Annotated in this window: 12 protein-coding genes; 5 read left to right on the plus strand and 7 right to left on the minus strand. The window is 73.2% G+C overall.

Annotated features, from left to right (window positions below):
• Nucleotides 1-30 precede the first annotated feature (30 nt).
• Nucleotides 31-1,023 carry an aldo/keto reductase gene (locus tag ABZ738_RS08595; protein ID WP_176093954.1) on the plus strand — a complete coding sequence of 331 codons (993 nt, stop codon included), beginning with the start codon at nucleotides 31-33 and terminating at the stop codon, nucleotides 1,021-1,023.
• On the opposite strand, the gene ABZ738_RS08600 is transcribed toward ABZ738_RS08595, so the two are convergent.
• The 3 genes from ABZ738_RS08600 to ABZ738_RS08610 form a co-directional block, all read right to left on the minus strand.
• Nucleotides 971-3,220, minus strand: a complete 2,250-nt coding sequence (locus ABZ738_RS08600) for a glycoside hydrolase family 95 protein (RefSeq protein ID WP_176093955.1) — start codon at nucleotides 3,218-3,220, stop codon at nucleotides 971-973. The two genes, ABZ738_RS08595 and ABZ738_RS08600, sit on opposite strands and share 53 nt — an antisense overlap.
• Nucleotides 3,221-3,229: 9 nt before the next feature.
• Nucleotides 3,230-4,081, minus strand: coding sequence for a phosphotransferase (locus tag ABZ738_RS08605; RefSeq protein ID WP_217706014.1), 852 nt, complete (start codon nucleotides 4,079-4,081; stop codon nucleotides 3,230-3,232).
• A gap of 83 nt (nucleotides 4,082-4,164) precedes the next feature.
• Nucleotides 4,165-9,627: a carboxyl transferase domain-containing protein gene (locus ABZ738_RS08610; protein ID WP_176093956.1), complete on the minus strand. Its 5,463-nt coding sequence runs from the start codon at nucleotides 9,625-9,627 to the stop codon at nucleotides 4,165-4,167.
• A 350-nt stretch (nucleotides 9,628-9,977) separates the two neighbouring features.
• Between ABZ738_RS08610 and ABZ738_RS08615 the strand changes: the two genes are divergently transcribed.
• From ABZ738_RS08615 to ABZ738_RS08625, 3 genes are all read left to right on the plus strand, one after another.
• Nucleotides 9,978-11,330 (plus strand): hemolysin family protein, encoded by a 1,353-nt coding sequence (locus ABZ738_RS08615; RefSeq protein WP_131052990.1) that lies wholly within the window; start codon nucleotides 9,978-9,980, stop codon nucleotides 11,328-11,330.
• Nucleotides 11,327-12,361, plus strand: a complete 1,035-nt coding sequence (locus ABZ738_RS08620) for a hemolysin family protein (protein ID WP_131052989.1) — start codon at nucleotides 11,327-11,329, stop codon at nucleotides 12,359-12,361. The genes ABZ738_RS08615 and ABZ738_RS08620 overlap by 4 nt, the downstream gene beginning before the upstream one ends.
• 202 nt (nucleotides 12,362-12,563) lie before the next feature.
• Nucleotides 12,564-15,014, plus strand: coding sequence for a cation-translocating P-type ATPase (locus tag ABZ738_RS08625; protein WP_236145709.1), 2,451 nt, complete (start codon nucleotides 12,564-12,566; stop codon nucleotides 15,012-15,014).
• Between the two features lie 90 nt (nucleotides 15,015-15,104).
• Here ABZ738_RS08625 and ABZ738_RS08630 read toward each other — a convergent pair whose 3' ends face one another.
• A complete protein-coding gene (locus ABZ738_RS08630; RefSeq protein WP_131052988.1) occupies nucleotides 15,105-16,721 on the minus strand; it encodes a ricin-type beta-trefoil lectin domain protein in 1,617 nt (538 codons plus the stop codon).
• A 347-nt stretch (nucleotides 16,722-17,068) separates the two neighbouring features.
• Between ABZ738_RS08630 and ABZ738_RS08635 the strand changes: the two genes are divergently transcribed.
• A complete protein-coding gene (locus tag ABZ738_RS08635) occupies nucleotides 17,069-18,007 on the plus strand; it encodes a hypothetical protein (RefSeq protein ID WP_176093958.1) in 939 nt (312 codons plus the stop codon).
• Between the two features lie 122 nt (nucleotides 18,008-18,129).
• On the opposite strand, the gene ABZ738_RS08640 is transcribed toward ABZ738_RS08635, so the two are convergent.
• The 3 genes from ABZ738_RS08640 to ABZ738_RS08650 all read right to left on the minus strand — a co-directional run bounded on the left by ABZ738_RS08640 (nucleotide 18,130) and on the right by ABZ738_RS08650 (nucleotide 20,607).
• Complete coding sequence (locus ABZ738_RS08640) at nucleotides 18,130-18,606, minus strand: response regulator (protein WP_131057446.1); 477 nt, start codon at nucleotides 18,604-18,606, stop codon at nucleotides 18,130-18,132.
• A 121-nt stretch (nucleotides 18,607-18,727) separates the two neighbouring features.
• The gene (locus tag ABZ738_RS08645) at nucleotides 18,728-19,402 is read right to left on the minus strand and encodes a response regulator transcription factor (protein ID WP_131057448.1); all 675 of its coding nucleotides are present in this window, start codon (nucleotides 19,400-19,402) and stop codon (nucleotides 18,728-18,730) included.
• Nucleotides 19,399-20,607 carry an ATP-binding protein gene (locus tag ABZ738_RS08650; RefSeq protein ID WP_176093960.1) on the minus strand — a complete coding sequence of 403 codons (1,209 nt, stop codon included), beginning with the start codon at nucleotides 20,605-20,607 and terminating at the stop codon, nucleotides 19,399-19,401. Before ABZ738_RS08650 ends, ABZ738_RS08645 begins: the two co-directional genes overlap by 4 nt.
• Nucleotides 20,608-20,614: the final 7 nt, after the last annotated feature.

Here is a 20,614-nt window from a genome sequence, read left to right on the forward strand (position 1 = left end):
CCGACGGCGACGCCCCGTGAGGAGACGGCGATGCGACACACCCGACTGGGGCGCACGGCGGTCCCGGTGAGCGCCCTCGGATTCGGCGCGGCCGGGATCGGCAACCTGTACCACGCGGTCGACGACGAGACGGCACAGTGCGCCGTGGACACCGCGTGGCAGATGGGCGTCCGCTACTTCGACACCGCGCCGCACTACGGTCTCGGACTCTCCGAGCGTCGGCTGGGCGCGGCGCTGGCCGGGCGTCCCCGGGACGAGTTCACCGTCTCCACGAAGGTCGGTCGGCTGCTGGTGCCCTCGCCCACCAGCGCGCACCTGCGCGACGACGGCGGGTTCGACGTGCCCGCCGACCACGTGCGCCGCTGGGACTTCAGCGCCGACGGGGTGCTCCGGTCGCTGACGGCCAGCCTGGACCGGCTCGGACTGGACCGGGTGGACGTGGTGCTGCTGCACGATCCGGACGCGCACTGGCGCCAGGCCGTCGGGGAGGCGTATCCGGCCCTGCACGAGCTGCGCGACCAGGGGGTGGTGGGCGCGATCGGGGTCGGCATGAACCAGGCGCGGATGCTGGAGCGGTTCGTCGCCGAGACCGACGTGGACACCGTCATGCTCGCCGGCCGCTACACGTTGCTGGACCAGACGGCGGCCGAACGGCTGCTGCCCCGGTGCCGGGAACGCGGCGTGTCGGTGCTGGCCGCCGGCGTCTTCAACAGCGGCGTGCTGGCCACCGTCGAGCCGGGTGACACCTACGACTACGGCCCGGTGCCGCCGCCGTTGCGCGAGCGGGCCGTCCGCATCGCGCAGGTGTGCCGACGGCACGGCACGACTCTGCCGCAGGTGGCGATGGCGTACGTGGCCCGCCACCCGACCGTCGCGTCGGTGGTCGTCGGGATGAACACCGCCACGCAGGTCGCCGACAACGCGGCCCGCTTCGCCGCCCCGGTGCCCGACGCGCTCTGGGCGGAGCTGGTCAGCGAGGGGCTGATCCCGGCCGAGGACCGGCCCCGGGAGCCGTCGGCGTGACCCAGACGTCCGCGCCGTCGACCCGGACCCGGACCGGATCGCGGTGCGGTGCCCGGTCGGCCACCACCGCGAAGTCGACGACCCGACCCTCCCGCCACGTGCAGTCGACCCGGTAGCCGCCTCGGGCGCGCAGGCCCCGGAACTCCCCGTCGGCCCACTCGCGGGGCAGCGCCGGCAGCAGGTGGACGAGACCCTGGTGACTCTGCAGGAGCATCTCGACGACGGCGGCGGTGACGCCGACGTTGCCGTCCATCTGCATCGGCGGATGGTCGCAGAGCAGGTTCTCCAACGTGTTGTAGCGCAGCAGGCCACGGATCATGTGCCGGGCCCGCTGCGCCTCGCCGAGTCGGGCGAAGACGGCGGCCCGCCACGGCCACGTCCAGGAGCGGCGGCTGTCCCCCCGCACGGCGGACTCGTCGAACGGTATGCCGTCGCGCTCGCCGCAGCGGGCGGTGAGCGAGACCAGGGCCGCCGCCGCGAGATCCGGTGTCGCCGTGGGGGTGATCTGGCGGCCGGGGAAGACCGCGAACAGGTGCGAGGTGTGCCGGTGCACGTCGTCCGGGTCGTCCCGGTCGGTCCGCCACTCCTGGAGCTGGCCCCACCGCCCGATCCGGTGCGGCGCGAGCCGGGTCCGCAGGTCGGCGACGACGGCCCGGTACCCGGCGTCGACGTCGAGCGCCTCGGCGCAGTCCAGGTAGTTGCCGAAGAGGTCGGCGACGACCTGCTGGTCGTACGTCACGCCGTGCTCGCGCGGGCCGTGCTCCGGCGACCAGCCGTCGGGCGCGACGAGAACGCCGTCCCGCTCGATCAGCCGGTCCTGCCAGAACTCACAGATCTCCCTGATCATCGGGTGGGCGACGTCCCGCAGGTAGGCCCGGTCCCGGGAGAAGGCCCAGTGCTCGTAGAGGTGCTGCGCGTACCAGGCGCTGGCGACGGTGTTCCACTCCCAGGCGTTGCCGCCGAAGATGCTCTGGCTGGTGCGGGCCGTCCAGCCCCGCGTGTCGGCGCCGAAGGCGTGCCGGGTCGCGACGCGGCTCGGCACCGCCACCTGGCGGACGAACTCGACCAGCGCGCGATGGCTGTCGCCGAGGTCGGTCGTCTCGGCCGCCCAGTAGGCCATCTGCACGTTGATGTTCGTGTGGTAGTCGCAGGCCCACGGCGGCCGGTCGCTGTCGTTCCAGAGTCCCTGGAGGTTGGCGGGGAGCCCGCCAGGTCGGGAGGAGCTGTACAGCAGGTAGCGGCCGAGGGCGACCATGGTCTGTTCGAGCGCGGGGTCCTCGCCGCCGGTGCGGTAGCGGGCCAACCGGGCGTCCGTCGGGAGCGCGCGGAGGTCCTCGTCGGAGTCGCCCCAGGTGACCGAGACGCGTCGCGCCACCTCGGTGCTGTCGGCGAGGTGCGTCGCGCGCAGCGTCGGGTAGGGCCGGTCCGCCGCCGCGTCGAGAGCGGCCTCGACGGCCGGTTCCGGCGCGCTGCCGCGCCACCCGGCCGACGCGTCCATCCGGTAGTCGGTGCGCGCGTCCAGCAGCAGCGTCATCCAGGTCGCCGTCCGTACCCGCAGCCGCGCGCCCACGGCGGTGACCACCCCGTCGGTGTCGGCCAGCCGCAACCCGGCCGCGTACCGCAGGCCGTTGCCCAACCGGCCTCGGAAGGCGGCGGTACGCGCGGCGGCGTCCACGGTCACCGGCGCGCCCTGCGCACTGGTGAGGGCGATGTCGCAGTCCAGCGGTCCGGGGTGTGCGGCCTGGTAACGCAGCACCAGCACGTCGGCGGACCGACTGGCGAACGCCTCCCGCCGGACCCGCTGCCCGGCCACGGCGAAACCGGTGGAGTGGATGCCGGTCTCCAGGTCGAGGGTCCGGTGATAGTCGGTGACCCGGCCCGCACCGTCGGCGGCGACCGGGCCGCTCGCGAGGGCGAAGGTGAGCAGCAGGTCGCCGAAGGGCCGGTAGCACCCGAAGCCGGTGTCGCTCAGGTCGAAGTCGTCGTCGGGTCGACCGGCGAGGGCGTTGTCGTAGTCGTTGGCCCCGCCCCACAGGCTCTGCTCGTTGAACTGGATCCGGTCCCGCTCCGGCCCGCCGAAGAGCATCGCACCGAGCCGACCGTTGCCGATCGGCAACGCCTGGGACTGCCAGTCGGTGGCGGGACGCGCGTACCAGAGGCGGTGGCGGCCCGGTGGACCGTCGGGTGCGCGGGACATCGGCGGGGGCTACCCGGTCGCCGCGAGTGCGTCCCGGATCATCCGGTGCCCCTGCTCCTCGAAGCGTTCGTCGCCCACCCGGTACGCCCACCCCGCCGTGCCGATCGCGTCGCGGACCCGGGTCCGGTGCCAACTCCCCGGCTCGCGCGGATCGGCGCCGTATCCGTCCAGGAACGCCCGTTCCAGCGCCGGGTTCCGCCGGAAGTCCTGCACGGCCAGCCGCCCCAGGTCGGTGTACGCCGGTCGCAGCGCGGCCCGGCCGAAGTCGATGATGCTGACCCGCCCCCGGTGGACCAGCCAGTTGCGGGGCTGCCAGTCCCCGTGCGTCGGCACCAGCGTGGCCGGCGGCGTCGGCCAGTCGGCGATCTCGGCGCGCAGCCGCCGCACCGTCGCCGGGGCGATCCGGTGTGGACCGGCGAGCCAGGCCAGCGCCCGGGTGTTCTCCCGACTCTCGTAGTCGTCGTCGGTGACGGAGGTCTGGGCGTGCAGCAGGGCCAGCAACTCGCCCGCCTGCCGGTAGGCGGCCGGATCGTCGACGTGGGCGCTGTCGAGCACCAGCTCACCGGGGAGGTAGCGGGTGACCAGCAGTTTGGCCGACTCGTCGCCGTGCACCAGCACCGGCGCGCGGTCCCGGCTGGTCCACGGCGTCAGCCACTGGTGGTGGGCGCGCAGCTCACGGGCGATGTGCTGGTCCTCGGGGCCACCGGCCTTCACGATGTAGCGTGCCCCGTCCGAGGCGACCTCCAGCACGGTGGTCGGCAGCAGGTCCCACCCCAGGTCCCGGAGCACCGTCGCGTCGGGGAGCCACCGGTCCAGCAGGTCCCGCTGTGGCGCGGAGAGCTGGTCGCGTACGGAGGTCACCGCCGGATCCTACGTGCGGGTGGCCCGACGACGGGGACGCCGGCAGCCGAATCCGGCCACCGGCGTCCCCGTCGCGATCCGTCCTACTCGGTCGCCGTCGCCCCGATCGCCGCGATGACGCGGGGGCGGAGTTCGGCGGCGCGGATCACCGCGTCCACCGAGCCCACCTCGACCGCCCGCGCGATGTTGTGCACCCGGTCGAACTCCGTGGCCACCTCGCCGAGCTTCTCGGCGCGTACCGACGAGCGGAGTTCGTCGAGTTCGGCGGTGAGCGTGGCCCGGTCGGCGCCGGAGGCGGACGCCACGCGGGCCTCCAGGTCCCGGACCCGGGGATCGGCCGCCGTGCGGGCGTCGACGTCGCGGGAGAACACCACGGCGGCGGCCGGGGCGCCACCGAGCACCGAGGCGTACGAGCCCTCCAGCGCCAGCACCGTCATGCGGGGATTCAGCGCCTTGGAGAACACCACGAACGCCCCGCCGTGGTATCGCGAGATGACGCAGAAGACGATCGGGCCACGGAAGTTCACGATGGCCCGGCCGATCTCGGCGCCGTACTCCAGTTGCAGCTTGCGCATCGACTCGGGCGACCCGTCGAAGCCCGACAGGTTGGCCAGCACCACCAGCGGCCGGTTGCCGCTGGCCGCGTTGATCGCCCGCGCGGCCTTCTTGGAGGAGCGGGGGAACAGCGTGCCCGCCGTGTAGGTGTCCGGGCCGTCGGTGGGCGGGAAGCCTCGGCGCGGCACCGCACGCGACTCGATGCCGAGCAGGCAGACCGGTACGCCGCCGAGGTGGACGTCCTGCACCACCGCGGTCTCCGCGTCGGCCATGCCGGCCCACCGCTCCAGCACCGGGTGGTCCTGGTCGGACAGCGCCCGCATCACCGTACGGATGTCGAAGGGCTTCTTGCGGTCCGGGTTCGCCACCGGGGAGAAGATCTCACCGACGGTGGTGAAGTCGCTGCCGGCCACCACGTGCGGGAAGTCGGAGACGTCCCGGTCGACGGGGTCGGTGGTGGTGCCCGGTCGCGGCCCCTGCTCGCCCGGCGCGACGTACGTGTGCTCGTAGTGCGACATCAGCACGTCCCGCGCGGCCGGCAGGTCCGGCGCCCAGTACTGCGCCTGCCCGTTCGGGCCCATCACCCGGTCGTAGCCGCCGATGCCGAAGTTGTCCTCGGCGGACACCCCGCCGGAGAAGTCCAGCGACTGCTTGCCGGTCAGAACCATCGCCGAGTCCGGCGTCATCACCAGCACACCCTTGGTGTGCATGAGCATCGTCGCCTCGGCGTTCCAGTACGGCTGGGCACCCACGTTGATGCCCGCGACCACGATGTTGATCTCGCCGCCGTCCTGGGTGAACTCCACGATCCGCTTGAGTGCGGCGGCCACCCAGTCCATGTTCTCGGTGCCCGAGCTCATCGAGATCCGGGCACCGGCGGAGAGCGCGTACCACTCCAGCGGCACCTGCATCCGCTCGGCCAGGTCCAACGCGGCGATCACCCGGCGGCACTCCGGCTCGGAGAGCGCGCCCAGCGACTTGGTCGGGTCGCCGAGCAGCACCACCCGGGTCAGGCCCTGCGGGTGCCGGGAGGTCGGGGTGGTGACCACACCGGCCACGATCGCCGCACGGTTGCGTCCCTTCGGCCGGTCGACCGGCACCAGCACGTGCGCGTCGTCCAGGTCGTGCTCGACGAAGTCGCCGAGCAGGCGGGTCAGCTCGTACGGGTAGACCGTGTTGCGGCTGCTCGCGCCCAGCACCTTCAGCCGGTAGTCGTCGAGCGGCTCGACCGGCTCCACCGGCGGCTCGCCCACGGACAGCTCGGCTCCGCCGGTGGCGTCGAAGGAGATCCGTACCGCGATCTTGGTCAGCTCGCCGGTACGGCGGTTGCGCTGCCGACCGACGAAGAGGATCTCCTCCAGGCCGGCGCCGGCCGTGGTCGGGCGGATCCGGGCGGCGAGGTTCTCCATCTCCTCCAGCGTGAGGCTGCTCGGCGGCCAGACGTAGATGACGATCCGGTTGGTGTGGAAACGCTTCTTCGACGACCGCCGGGACTGCGCCCGCCGGATCGAGTCGAGGCAGGCGGCCACGGTGTCCTCGGTGGTGGGCAGGGCGACCAGCCGGCCGTCGTGCTCCCGAAGCTCGGTCAGGTCGCGGATCTGCGCGAACGCCACCAGCCGCTCGTCGGACGGGTTCTCCCGGGCCACGCACTGGAAGAGATAGACCTCCTCGTCCGCCGACGGCAGCCGGGTCAGGTCGAACTTGTGCAGCCGCTCCAACTGCATCCGCTGCGCGATGTGCGGGTGCAGGCCACGGATCAGCCGCTCCTCGGCCATCCCGTCGCTCGACGGGCGGAACGTGAAGTGGTGGTGCATCACCGCCCCGCCGCTGCCGGCGACCGTGGCGGTCAACCGGCGGACCTGCGGCGGCAGCGGGTGCGCGGTGACGACCGCCAGCAGGGCCGCCGCCATCTCGTCGAAGCTCTCCGGCTGGTTCTCCCAGGCGAGGTAGATGTCGGCGTCGACGGCGGGCCCGTCGGCGGCCAGCTCGGCGAGCCCACGCAGCGCGTCGCCCAGCGCGTCGAAGCCGACGGCGGCCGAGACCAGCTCGGAGTCCGCGCGCCCGGCGACCACGAAACGGCAGCCGGCCGCCTCGCGGCTGGTGACCCCGGTCAGCCCCTTGTTGCCGTAGTACCGCCGGGTCAGCACCTCCAGCATCACGGTGTTGTCCAGGTGGCCGCGTTGCAACCGCTGGCCGAGCAGCCGGACCAGCGGCTCGGTGCTGCGGACCATGGCAGCGACGCGCTCGGCGCGGTCCGGCGCGTCCGGCACCGTGTCCAGGTGCCGCAGGTGGCGGCGGACCTCGGCGTAGACCCGGGCCCGGTTGCGACGCAGCAGCGGCTGGGCGAACCAGGCGAAGGCCACCCCACGGGCGAGGTCGGCGATCACCGGGTAGCGGACCTGCGTCGCGGCCAGCAGCCGCTCCAGCGCGAGGCCGGTCGGTTCGCGCAGCGCCTCGTCCGGCGGCGGCTCCCGCAGCCAGGTACGCAGCAGCGTCGCGATGACCGTGGCGTCGGCGGCGGCCCGCTGCTGGGCCAGGAAGATGCGGAAGACGGCACCCTCCAGCGCGGGGGCGCGGTCCAGCTCGGCGACACCGTAGTGCCCGAGCGCCCGGGCCAGCTTGGCCTGGAAGGCGTCCGGCACGCCGGCCCGCTCGACGTCGAGGCTCTGCAGGTAGGTGTGGAAGTACTCCCGGGCGCTGTGCACGTGGGCGGCCTCGCCGTCCTCACCGGTGGGCCGGTTGCGGCTCAGCTCGGCCAGGTCGGCGAAGACGTCGACGAGGTCGAGTTCCTCGGCCAGCGGCCGGTACCCCTCCTCGGTGGCGGTCTGCCGCGCGACCAGGTACTCGTCGAGCACCCGCCCGCCGTCGTGCGGGTCGACGTCGAAGCCGAGCAGCAGGCCGCGCAGGTCCTCGTGACCGCGCCGGACACGCTGGCGGGCCGGGAGCCCGGCGGGCCGGGAGGGCAGGTCCAACTCGACGGAGGTCACCGGAGCCTCCACCGTCTCGGCCGCCCCGTCGGTGAGCGGTTCCAGCCGCAGCAGGGCCGCGCCGGCCTCCACCTGGCTGCCGACCGAGACGGTGCACTCCTTCAGCCGCGCCCGGAACGGGGCCCGCAGCACCGTCTCCATCTTCATGGCTTCCAACACCAGCACCGGCGCGCCCGCCTCGACCTCGGCGCCGACCGTCAGCGGCGTGGCGACGACGAGTGCCGGCATCGGCGAGCGCAGCACGCCGCCCTCGTCCCGGCTGACCCGGTGCGCCACCCCGTCGACCTCAACCAGGTGCACCGGGCCGTGGGTGCCGGTGAGCAGGCGGTGCCGGGCGCCGTTGACGACGATCTGCCCGGTGTGCCGGTCGAAGCGGTCCAGCTCGACGTCGGCGGTGTGCACGGTGCCGCCCGCCTCGATGCCGACCCGGAACCGGTGCGCGCCGGTGCGGGCCACCCGCATCCGGTACGTGACGCCCCGCAGCTTGAGGTCCGACGGGGTGCCGCTGGCGTGCCGCACCTGGGGACGCCCACCGGAGGCGGTGGCCAGCAGCCGCTGCTGCTCGACGCGCTCCTCCTCCTCGTACGCCCCGATGGCGGCGGCGGCCAGCGCGACGCCGGAGTGCCGGTGCGCGACCAGCCGACCGGCGCCCCGGACCCGGTCGATCCAGCCGGTGTCCGCGCTCGCGTCGATCACCTCGGGCTGGTCGAGCAGGTCGAGCACGAAGCTCTTGTTGGTCGCGCCGCCCTCGATGATCACGGTGGTGTCCGCCATCGCGCGGCGCAGCCGGCCCAGAGCCTCGTCCCGGTCCCGGCCGTAGGCGATGACCTTCGCGATCATCGAGTCGAAGTCGGCGGGGATGGTGTCGCCCTCGCTGACGCCGGTGTCCACCCGGATGCCCGGGCCGGCCGGCAGGTCCAGCCGCGCGATCCGCCCGGGGGCGGGCGCGAAGTCACGGTCCGGGTCCTCGGCGTTGAGCCGGGCCTCGACGGCGTGCCCGCGCTCGACCGGCGGCCGCCCGGTGAGCTGTCCGCCCGAGGCCACGTGCAGCTGGGCCTTGACCAGGTCGAAGCCGGTGGTGGCCTCGGTGATCGGGTGCTCCACCTGGAGCCGGGTGTTGACCTCCAGGAAGGCGAACAGCCGGTCGCCCGGGTGATAGAGGAACTCGACGGTCGCCGCGCCCCGGTAGCCGACCGCCACGGCCAGCCGCTCGGCCGACGTCTTCAACTCGGCCGTCTGCTCGGGGTCGAGCACCGGCGACGCCGACTCCTCGATGACCTTCTGGTTGCGGCGCTGCACCGAGCAGTCCCGGACGCCGAGCGCCCAGGCGGTGCCCTGACCGTCGGCGATCACCTGGACCTCGACGTGCCGGGCGCCGGTGACCAGGCGCTCCAGGAACACCACACCGCTGCCGAAGGCCCGCGCGGCCTCCTGGCTGGTGCGCTCGTACGCGTCGGCCAGCTCCGCCTCGTCGGTGATCACCCGGATGCCGCGTCCGCCGCCGCCCGCGGTCGCCTTCAGCATCAGCGGGTAGCCGATCTCGGCAGCCGCCGCGCGGGCGGCGTCCAGCGTCTCGACCGCGCCCCGGCTCCACGGCGCGACCGGCACACCGACCTGCTCGGCGAGCAGCTTCGCGCCGATCTTGTCGCCGAGCTGCCGCATCGCGTCCGGGCTGGGCCCGACGAAGGTGACGCCGATCTTCTCGCACAGCTCCGCGAAGGCCGGATCCTCGGCGACGAAGCCCCAACCGACCCACGCGGCGTCCGCGCCGGTCTCCACCAGCGCCCGCTCCAGCGTCGCGAGGTTCAGGTACGGACGCGCGGCGGCGGGCCCGAGGTCGTACGCGACGTCCGCCTCACGCACGAACGTGGCGGTGCGGTCGACGTCGGTGAACAGGGCCACGGTCTCGATGCGGGATCCGGTCTCCGCTGCCAGCTCCCGGACCGCGTGGATGAGCCGCATGGCGGCCTCACCACGGTTGACGATGGCGATACGGCTGAACACCCGACGGACCCCTCCGGTAGACCTACGGCGACACGCGTCAGGGCACGGTGGCCCCCGCACAGATCACTGTTCTGCCTATGGGCAGCCAGCGCCATGTCGTAACCGCCGAACCCTGGGCGACCCGAGTTGTGGGAACCCCACAAAACCTTTTGGCGGGCGCCCACGTGAGCGGCGGGAAAGCCCGTCATCCCGACGACCGGTTCGTCGCCGCGCCGGTGGCCCTTTTCAGCATGCTCTCAGCGCGACCGACTACTCTCTGCTGCTCATGGATGATCTTCCGCATCATAGTCCGAGGCCCCTCGTCGTCCCGGTCGCCCGTACGGCCGTCGACCCGCGACAGGGGCTGACTCGTGTCTGAATGGATCCTGCTCGGAATAGGCCTGTTGCTCACCGTGGGCACTGGCATGTTCGTGGCGTCCGAATTCGCGCTGGTCAATCTGAACCGGGGTGACCTCGAGGCGCGTCAGTCCCGGGGAGAGAAGCGGCTCGGTCCGACGATCGCCGCACTCAAGATCACGTCGACGCACCTGTCCAGCGCACAGCTCGGCATCTCGTTGACCACCCTGCTCACCGGTTACACCTTCGAGCCCGCCGTCAGCTCGCTGCTGGCCGACCCGCTGGGCGCGGTCGGCGTACCGGACGGGGCGGTGACCGCCGTCGGCGCGGTCGTCGGCATCCTGTTGGCGACGCTCTTCTCGATGGTGATCGGTGAGCTGGTTCCCAAGAACTTCGCGCTCGCCGTGCCGTTGCAGACGGCGAAGCTCGTGGTGCCGTTCCAGGCGCTCTTCACCACCGTGCTGAAGCCGGTGATCCTGCTCTTCAACAACACCGCCAACGCGGTGATCCGGGCCTTCGGCATCGAGCCGAAGGAGGAGCTGTCCGGAGCTCGCAGCGCCGAGGAGCTCAGCTCGCTGCTGCGCCACTCGGCCCGCGCCGGCGTCCTCGACCCGGACCATGCCACGCTGCTGGACCGCACGCTGCGCTTCTCCGGACACGACGCGTCCGACGTGATGACGCCGCGAGTCCGGATGACGGCGGTGGGCGCCTCCGCCACCGCCGACGAGATCATCGAGCGGGCCACCGCCACCGGGCTGTCCCGGTTTCCGGTGATCGGCCGGGACGTCGACGACATCGTCGGGGTGCTGCACGTCAAGCACGCCTTCGCGATCCCGCCGGCCGAACGCGCCGGGGTGCGGGCGCAGGACCTCGTGGTCGAGCCGGCCCGGATCCCCGAGACCATGCACCTCGACGTGCTGTTGCCGACCCTGCGCGGCGGTGGCCTGCAGTTCGCGGTCGTCTACGACGAGCACGGCGGCACCGCCGGGATCGTCACCCTGGAGGACCTGGTCGAGGAGATCATCGGGGACCTGGAGGACGAGCACGACCGCGCCCGCGTCGTCATGCGGCGCCGGGGCAGGTCGGTCTACTTCGACGCCTCGCTGCGGCCGGACGAGATCTTCGAGCGGGCCCGCATCGTGGTCCCCGAGGACGAGGAGTACGACACCGTCGCCGGGTTCGTCACCGCCCACCTCGGCCGCTTCCCCACGGTCGGCGACGAGGTGGCCATCGAGGGCGGGGTGCTCCGGGTCGAGCACCTCAACGGTGTGCAGGCCGACCGGCTGCGCTTCGTACCCACCGAGACCACCGGCGGCTCCGGCGCGGACCGCCGGGTCGACGACCGTCAGGAAGGGGCGATCCGATGAGTGCGTACCTGCCCGGCATCATCTGGCTGTTCGTCCTGCTGGTGGTCAACGCGTTCTTCGTCGGCGCGGAGTTCGCGGTGATCTCCGCCCGTCGCTCCCAGATCGAGCCGAAGGCGCAGGCCGGCAGCCGGGCGGCGCAGACCACGCTCTGGGCCATGGAGCACGCCACCCTGATGCTCGCCACCAGCCAGCTCGGTATCACCGTGTGTTCGCTGCTCATCCTGAACGTCTCCGAGCCGGCGATCCACCACCTGCTGGAGATCCCGCTGGCGAACACCCCGCTGTCGCCCGGCATGGTCTCGGTGCTCGCGTTCGTCGTGGCGCTGGTGCTGGTCACCTTCCTGCACGTGGTGTTCGGTGAGATGGTGCCGAAGAACATCTCGTTCTCGGTGCCGACCCGGGCCGCGCTGATCCTGGCCCCGCCGCTGGTGCTTGTCGCCCGGGTCTTCAACCCGATCATCTGGACCCTGAACGGGATCGCCAACGGCGTCCTGCGACTGTTCCGGGTGACCCCGAAGGACGAGGCCACCAGCACGTACACGCTCGACGAGGTGGCCACCATCGTGGCGCAGTCGACCCGCGAGGGAGTGCTCGTCGACGGCAACGGCGCCCTCACCGCCGCCGTCGAGTTCACCGGCAAGACCGTCGGTGACGTGGAGGTGCCGTTGGTGGACCTGGTGATGCTGCCGGCACCGGTGACGCCCGCCGAGATCCAGCAGGCGGTGGCCGCGCACGGCTACTCCCGCTACCTGCTCACCACCGGCGGGGAACCCAGCGGGTACCTGCACATCAAGGACGTCATGGACCTGACCGGCGACGCCTGGACCAGCCCGGTCCCGGCCAAGCGGGTCCGCCGGCTCGCGTCGGTGCGGCGCGACAGCGAGCTGGAGGACGCCCTCACCGCGATCCGCCGCAGCGGCGCCCACGTGGCCCGGGTCCTCGACTCCGACGGCGGCTCCACCGGCGTGATCTTCCTGGAGGACATCGTCGAGGAGCTGATCGGCGAGGTCCAGGACGTGACCGTCCGCTGACCGCCCCGGTCTCCCGGCGCGGGGGTTCCCGCCTCCGCGCCGGGAGACCGGCCGTCACCGCGTTCTCACCACCGGCAACCCCGGGAAAACTCAGGGTCGCCGGTGGTCGCTGATGCGTGGTGGCTGCTCACGGCCGCCGGGTAGCGTCAGCGGGGTGCTCGTCACGAGCACGTCCACGCGCGTCATCGGGGGGAGCAACCACGTGGAATCCGCCGGTGCCGCCGGTCGAGGGCAGGCCACGGACGAGATGGATCCGGTCGACACGCAGAGTCCCGATCCGGTCACCGCAGAGCGGATCCGGACCGGGCTGTCGGTCGGGGAGGTGGCCGAGCGGGTCGCCGCCGGAGGAGTCAACGACCTGCCGCCGAGCACCAGCCGCAGCCTCTGGCAGATCGTCCGGGCCAACCTGTTCACCCGGATCAACGCCATCATCGGCGTGCTGTTCGCCATCATCGTGGTGGTCGGCCCGATCCAGGACGCCCTCTTCGGCGGCGTGATCATCGCGAACACCCTGATCGGCATCATCCAGGAGGTCCGCGCCAAGCGCACCCTGGACCGGCTGGCGATCGTCGGCGAGGCCCGCCCCCGGGTACGCCGTGGTGGCCGGACCGTCGACCTGACCTCGTCCGAGCTGGTCCTCGACGACGTGATCGAGCTGGGCCCCGGCGACAAGATCGTGGTGGACGGGCGGCTGGCCGCCGTGGACGGCCTGGAGGTCGACGAGTCGCTGCTGACCGGCGAGGCCGACCCGGTGGTCAAGGCGGTCGGCGACAACGTGCTCTCCGGCAGCTTCGTGGTGGCCGGCACCGGCGTCTTCAGCGCCACCCGGGTCGGCCGGGACGCGTACGCGGCACAGATCGCCGAGGAGGCCAAACGCTTCACCCTGGTCGACTCCGAGCTGCGCAGCGGCATCGACCGGATCCTGCGCTTCGTCACCTGGGCGATCGTCCCCGCCGGCATCGCGCTGATCATCAGCCAGTTGCTGGTCAACCGGGACGACCTGCCCGAGGCGGTACGCCGGATGGTGGCCGGGCTGGTGCCGATGGTGCCCGAGGGCCTGGTGCTGCTGACCTCGGTCGCCTTCGCGGTCGGCGTGATCCGCCTCGGCAAACGGCAGTGCCTGGTGCAGGAACTGCCCGCCATCGAGGGTCTGGCCCGGGTCGACGTGGTGTGCCTGGACAAGACCGGCACGCTCACCGAGGCGACGATGGACGTGGCGGAGATCCGGTCGCTGACGCCGGACGTGCCGGTGGAGGTGGTGCTCGGCGCGCTCGGCATCGGCGACGAACGGCCCAACGCCAGCATGCGGGCGATCGTCGAGCGGTGTCCCGCCCCGCCCGGCTGGCGCGTACGCGAGACCGCGCCGTTCTCCTCGGCGCGCAAGTGGAGTGGCGCGACGCTCGCCGAGCCGTCCGGCCGCACCGGCACCTGGCTGATCGGTGCGCCGGAGATGCTGCTCACCGAGCATCCGGCCTTGACCGAGGCGGACACCTACGGTCGGCAGGGCCTGCGGGTGCTGCTGCTCGCCCGATACTCGCGCCCGCTCACCGAGGCGCTGGCGGACCCGGCGGCGGTGCCGCAGGCCACCGTCCCGGTCGCGCTCGTCGTGCTCCGGCAGCGGGTCCGCCCGGAGGCGTCGGACACCCTGCGCTACTTCGCCGACCAGGGCGTCGCCGCGAAGGTCATCTCCGGTGACAACGCGGTCTCGGTCGGCGCGGTGGCCCGCAGCGTGGACGTGCCGGGCGCCGCCGAGCCGGTGGACGCGCGGACCCTCTCCACCGACCCGAAGGTGCTGGCGAGCACCGTGGAGACCCACTCGGTCTTCGGCCGCGTCGGCCCGCAGCAGAAGCGGGCCATGGTGGCCGCCCTCCAGTCCCAGGGGCACACCGTGGCGATGACCGGCGACGGCGTCAACGACGTCCTCGCGCTCAAGGACGCCGACATCGGCATCTCGATGGGTTCGGGCAGCGCGGCGGCCCGGGGCGTCTCCCAGATCGTGCTGCTCGACAACAACTTCTCCGCGCTGCCCTCGGTGGTCGCCGAGGGCCGACGGGTGATCGGCAACATCGAGCGGGTCGCCAACCTCTTCCTGACCAAGACGGTCTACTCGGTGCTGCTCGCGATCATCGTGGTGCTCGCGTCCGTGCCGTACCCGTTCCTGCCCCGGCACCTGACCCTGATCGGGTCGCTCACCATCGGCATCCCGGCGTTCGTGCTGGCGTTGGCGCCGAACGTGGAACGCGCCCGGCCAGACTTCGTCAGCCGGGTGTTGCGGTTCGCGGTCCCCGGCGGCGTCCTCGCCGCCACCGCCACCATCGGCGCGTACGCGGCCGCCCGTGCCCACTACGGCGGCGACCTCGCCGCGGAGACGTCGGTCGCCACGCTGACGCTGTTCGTCGTGGCGCTCTGGGCGCTGTCCATCATCGCCCGGCCGTACACCTGGTGGCGGATCCTGTTGGTGCTGTGCATGGGTCTGGCCTTCACCACGGTGCTGGTGGTGCCCGGCCTCCAGGAGTTCTTCCAGCTCCGGCTGATCGGCGTCCAGGCCCCGGTGACCGGGGCCGCCGTCGCCGTCGGCGCGGGCCTGCTGATGGAGGCCGTCTGGGCGGTCACCCGTCGCCGGGCGACACCACCGCCCACCCCGACCGACTGACCACCCGAGCGGGTCGGCCTTCCGGAGAGCCCCGCGACGACGTGGAGCCCGGCATCCCCGAGGGGTGCCGGGCTCCACGGTGGGTGGCCGCTACTTCAGCGTGAACGTCTGCTTCGGGTTGAACACGCAGAGCCAGCTCATCATCGGGGCGCCCGCCGAGTGTCCCTCGACGTCCAGGCACCGGTCGGTGTCCCGGTTGAACAGGGAGCGGCGGCCGTTGGACTCGATCCACTCCCACTTCTGCGCCGGGTTGCCGCTACAGAGTGCGACCTGCACCGGGGTGCCGTCCTTCGCCTCGCCCCAGGCGACGTCGAGGCAGAGGCCGTTGGCCCGGACGCTGCCGTCGGACCGGAAGGTCCACCACTGCGACTGCGTCTCCCGGCACCGCTCCAGCGTGGCGCGTACGCCGTCGCTGGTGCCGGCGGTGACGCAGAGCCCGGTCTCCATGCCGACGAGCTGCTTCGCCCCGGACGGGCGCGCCGGCGGCTTCGCCACCGGCGTCTCGGCACGGGTTCGCGACGGCGAGGCGGAGGGGCGCGGCGACGGGTTGTCCGGGTCGGTGTCCGGCGACTGCGGGTCGGACGGCTCCGGGGACGGGCTGCCGGTCGGGGTGGGGGAGGCCGAGGGGGCCGGGCTCGTGGTGCGTACCTTCACCGCGAGCCGGCTGTCCAGCTCGTAGTACTCGGTGTGCTCGCGGACCGTACGCAGGAACGCCTGCGTGGAGCGGTCCAGCTCGCCCCCGGTCTGCCGCACCGCCGTCGGCCCGCCACGGTACGCGGCCAGCGCCAGCAGGTACGGGTCACCCTCGATGCCGGCGAGTTCGGTCCGCATCGCGCACATCGTGGCGCCCAGCGCCGGGATGGCCGTGCGCGGTTCCCAGACCGAGGCGGTGGTCGGGCCGTACTCCTGCCACACCTCCGGCAGGAACTGGGCGATACCGCGCCGGCCGTCCGCGCCGAGCAGGTTCGGATCGAACCCGGACAGGGCCATCACCTGGGCGGCGACCGCGGCGGGCGGGACCTCCGCGCAGATCGTGCCGGCGCGGACGACGTGCTGGACGTAGTCGGCCGGGACCGCCCTGGGCGGCTGCCGGTCGGGGCCCGGCCCGGGCTCGTCGGAGCGGCCGAACGAGGGAAGCCTGTCGTAGTACGCCGAGTAGCCGCTGACCCGGTCGACGTACTCGACCGCCGACGGCGGGATGCCGCCGTTGGTCCGGACGTCGTCGAGCCCGGTGTGGTACGCGGCCAGCGACAACCGCCACGCGTCCCCGTCGAGCCGGGACACCCGGATGTGTCCGCTCAGGTCGCACATGTGGTGGGCCAGCGCCATCACGTTCGCCGTGGTGTCCGAGCGCCGCGCGTTCGGCCATGGCGCCCAGGACCGCCACGCCTCGGAGTCCAGCCCCGCGATGCCCTCGCCGCCGGAGGCGGTGCCGGTGGCGGTGGCGCGCATGCCCGACTCGGCCATGAGCTGGCCGGCGAGCCGGGACGGGGTCAGGACGGGACAGGACCGGGCGGCGGCCTGGATGGTGGTCAGGTGCTCGTCGGAGACGGGACGGCCGGTCGGCGCGTCCGTGTCCGAGGCCACGCCCCAACCGACGGCGGCGGCCACCGCGCACAACGCGGCCAGGCCGGCGACACCGCCGGCCACCGCGCGACGCGAGAACGTGCCCAGCCGGGGGCGGGCGGAGGGTCGATCGGGCTCCACGTGTCTTCCCTTCCGGTGCTGACGTCACCGTCTCGACGCGCACACGGAACGCTCCGTTCAGCGTGGACGGCACGATCCCGGTGACCTGTGGGCCCGGTACGCCCGCCGTCGGAGGAGGGACGTCGCGGTGCCCCTCGAAAGGGACTCCGGGACGCCCCTGTCCGGAGGGCGGACGGGGGACCGGACCGGGTCGATGGCCCCGAGGTGATCGGGGACTACCGATGTCCCGTCGCGGCTGGGAAGCTCTGGGCACCGTGCGGCGGGGCGGGTCGGGGTCCCCGTCCCCGCGCCACGGCCGACCGGCGACCACTGCCGGTCGGGACGGCTCGGCCGGAGGGGAACCAGGGGTGCGACGACTGCGGCGGGTCGCCGTCTCGGGTCTCGGCACGTTCGTGCCGATCGTGCTCCTGCCGGCCGGTCCGGCCCAGGCCGCCGCCCCGACGCCCTTCCCGCCGGGCGCGCCGCTGACCCAGGCCGCCGGCGTGTTCGGCGCGGTCATCCTGTTCGCCCTCGCGGTGGCGGTGCTGCGCGGTCGCCCCCGCCCGCCCTCCGCACCCGACCCGTCGATGCCGGCCGGATCGCCACCCACGATCACCCTGCTGACCCCGGCCGTGTCCGCTGCGGTGCCGACGCTCGCCGACCACTTCTCGCCTCGGCGCACCGGGACGTCGCCGGCCCGCACCGCCGTGCTGTCCCGCCCGATCGGACCCACCGTCGCGTCCAGGCCCGACGCACGCCCCCGCCCGCCGGGGCGGTCCACGCTGGTCGACCCGTACGCCCTGACCACCGAGGTCCTGCTCGACGGACGGGCGGTCACGGTGTCGCTCGACGGTGCCCGCGCCGATCGGCCCGGCCCGCCGCACACCTGGCGTGCCGGGGTCCGGGAGCCCTGCTCGGCGACCCTTCCGCTCCTGCTCGGTGCGGCGTCCGGCCGAATCCTCCAGGTCGACCTGGCCCGCTGCCCGGACGCGCTGACCCTGGGCGGTCCGCCGCCGCAGCAGCGGTGGTACGCGTCGCGCCTGGTCCGGCAGGTCCTCGACGCCGGTGGTCAGGTCACCGTGGTGGGCGACCTGACCGACGACCGCCTGCCGGCCGAGTGCCGCCGGGTCGCGGACGTCTTCGACCCACGACTGTCGCAGACCTCCGGCGTCGTGCTCGCCGCCGGGCTGGACCGGCGGGCCGTCCAGGTGGCCCGGCAGTTGAGCGTCTGCGGCGGGCCGGTGCCGGTCCTGCTCGGCGACGCGGTGCCGACGCGCTGGTCGATCCGGATCAGCCCGACCGTCTAGCGGGGGAGAGCGGCCCCCACCGGCCCGGACCACCGCGCGCGCAACGCCGGCCCGGGACAGACGTCCCCGCCGGAACGCCGCCCGGACTCCGCCTCGGCGCGACCGCCCTGACGAAGCAGGACCTAGGTGTTCTGCGGTCGGGTGGACTCGCGCAGCGCCCAGGCGACCGCCGCCACCGCCACCGGTGACAGCCAGCCCAGTCCGGACGCGACGGCCCGCACGGCACCGAGCAGGTCCGCCGGCTCGTGGTGCCCGTACACCAGGCAGCCCTTGAACGGCGCGCGGAGCATGGTGCTGATCGTGCGGTGCTCGGTGGCGGCGGTCAACGCGATCACCGGTGATCGCCGGGCCAGCGCCCGCACCAGGTCGGTGCCCTCGGGGGCGGTTATCCGATCGTCGAGCAGGGTCACGGTGGGCCGCATCCGGTCGGCGAGTGCCACCGCCTCACCGGCGTCACCGGTGAGCGCCACCACCCGGATCCGTTCCCCGGTGTCGAGCACGGTACGGATCACCGACCGCTCGCCCGGGTGCGGATGCGCGATCAACACCCTGATCGTCGGCGCGGTCCGACCGACCGCGCGTACCTGCCGACTACCCATCACGCCGAAGTCGCGCCTGGGCTGATACGGCTGCCATCCGGTCCCCGCTCCCGTCGGTGTCGGGCGGTGCGACGTCACCACCGCCCACACAACGGCGCCGGGGCGCGCCGCGTTCAGCCGGTCACCGAATCGGCGTACCGTCCGGGCCCGACCAGCGCACCACCGCCTCCGTTCGGTTGGTCACCCGCAGCTTGGCGAAGATGTGGTTGAGGTGGTTCTTCACGGTCTTCTCGGTGAGCAGCAGGCGTCGGGCGATCGCCGCGTTCGAGTGGCCGGCGCCGAGCAGCTCGACCACCTCCTGTTCCCGCCTGGTCAGGCCGAACTCCTGCCGCATCCGGCGGATCTGCTCGGCACGGCCCACCGTGTCGCGTTCCCGGTTGGCCTGTTCGCGCAGCACCGCGATGGTCACCGAGGCGCCCCGGGGGGAGAGCCAGCCCTGACCGGCGGCCACCGCGTGGACGGCGCGTAGCAGTTCCGCCGGGTCGAACTCGCCGTGTACGAGGTAGCCGCTGGCGCCGCCGCGCAGCATCCCGGCGATCAGCTCGTCGTCGGAGTCGCTCGTCAACACCAGCACCGACGTCTGCTGGGCGAGCTGGTCCACGACGCTGAGTCCGTCGGCGATCGGCATGCGGTGGTCGAGCAGGGTCACGGTCGGCCGCAGCCGGGTCGCCACGGTCACCGCGGTCCGGCCGTCCGGGGCCTCACCGACCACCCGGACGTCCTCGGCGCTGGCGAGGTAGCCGCGGATGGCGGTGCGGACGATCGGATTGTCGTCGACGATCAGCACGTCGATCATCGGGAGGCCGCCTGGCGGGCGCGGCCGGACTCCGGCACCGGACCGGACAGCGGAACCCGGGCCATCACCCGGGTGCCGCGACCGATGTGGGACTCGACGCGCAGGGTGCCACCGACGGCGTGGGCCCGCTCGGCCATGCCGACGATGCCGAAGCTGCCCGCGCCGGAGAGGTCGGTCAGATCCCCGGGCATCGGGAAACCCCTGCCGTCGTCGGTGATGGTGAGTTCCACATGTGCCTCCGAGCGGTGGAGTACTACCTGGACCAGCGTCGCCTCTGCGTGCCGGGTCACGTTCTGCAACGCCTCGCTGAGGATCTGCGCGAGTTCGTAGCGGGCTGCCACGGGAGGCTCGACCGCGTGTGCGATCACCTGAACCGGGACGCCACTGCGCGTCGACCACTCCGCGCAGATGCTCCTCACGTTATCCGGGAAAGGTCGGTCCGGCAGGTCACGGCGCAGCCCGGCGAGCAGGTCACGGGCCTCGCGCACGGCCGCGTCGGCGCCCTCGGAGACGGTGCCGGCGAGTTGCTCGGCCAGGTCCGGTTGCCGACGGAGCAGACCGGGCAGCGCCACCGCGGCGAAGGAGACGCCCCGCAGCGTCTTGGCCACCGAGTCGTGCAGCTCCCGGGCGAGCCGGGCCCGTTCCGAGGCGGCGGCGGAGCGCTGGGCGGCGGTCACCGTCGCCACCGTCGCCTCGATGTAGCGGGCGAGCGCGGCGGTGGCCACCGCCGCGCCGAAGCCGCAGACGATGTTGATCATCGGGAAGGCGAGCATGAAGGGCGCGGCGACCGAGGTGCCGGCCACGCCGCCGTCCGCGCGGAGCAGTTGGGTCGCCACGGCGAAGCCGAGGACCGCGTTGACGGTCCAGAGTGGCAGGCCGTGCGCCCCCAGCAGCGCCCCGGTGAGGGCGGCGTGCCCGGCCGCGTAGCAGAAGAACCCGATCCCGCCGCCGCTGACCACCAGCACGGTGACCATCAGCGCGGCGTCCAGCGCGAGGAAGCTCAACCGCCACCGGATCGCGGTCGGCCACCTGCTCAGCACGGTGACCTGCACCGCCGTGGTCGCGGCGATGAGCCCGAGCGTGTGGACCGCCGCCCACGCGTCGTCCACCAGCCGCAGTCCCACTCCGACGGCGGCGATGGTCACGACGAGCCGGCCGAGCAGGACTGCCCGACAGAGAGCGGCGTATGCGACGAACCGGCTCATCCGTTGC

Origin of the sequence: Micromonospora sp. NPDC047793 (assembly GCF_040642635.1) — a bacterium.
GTDB lineage: Bacteria > Actinomycetota > Actinomycetes > Mycobacteriales > Micromonosporaceae > Micromonospora.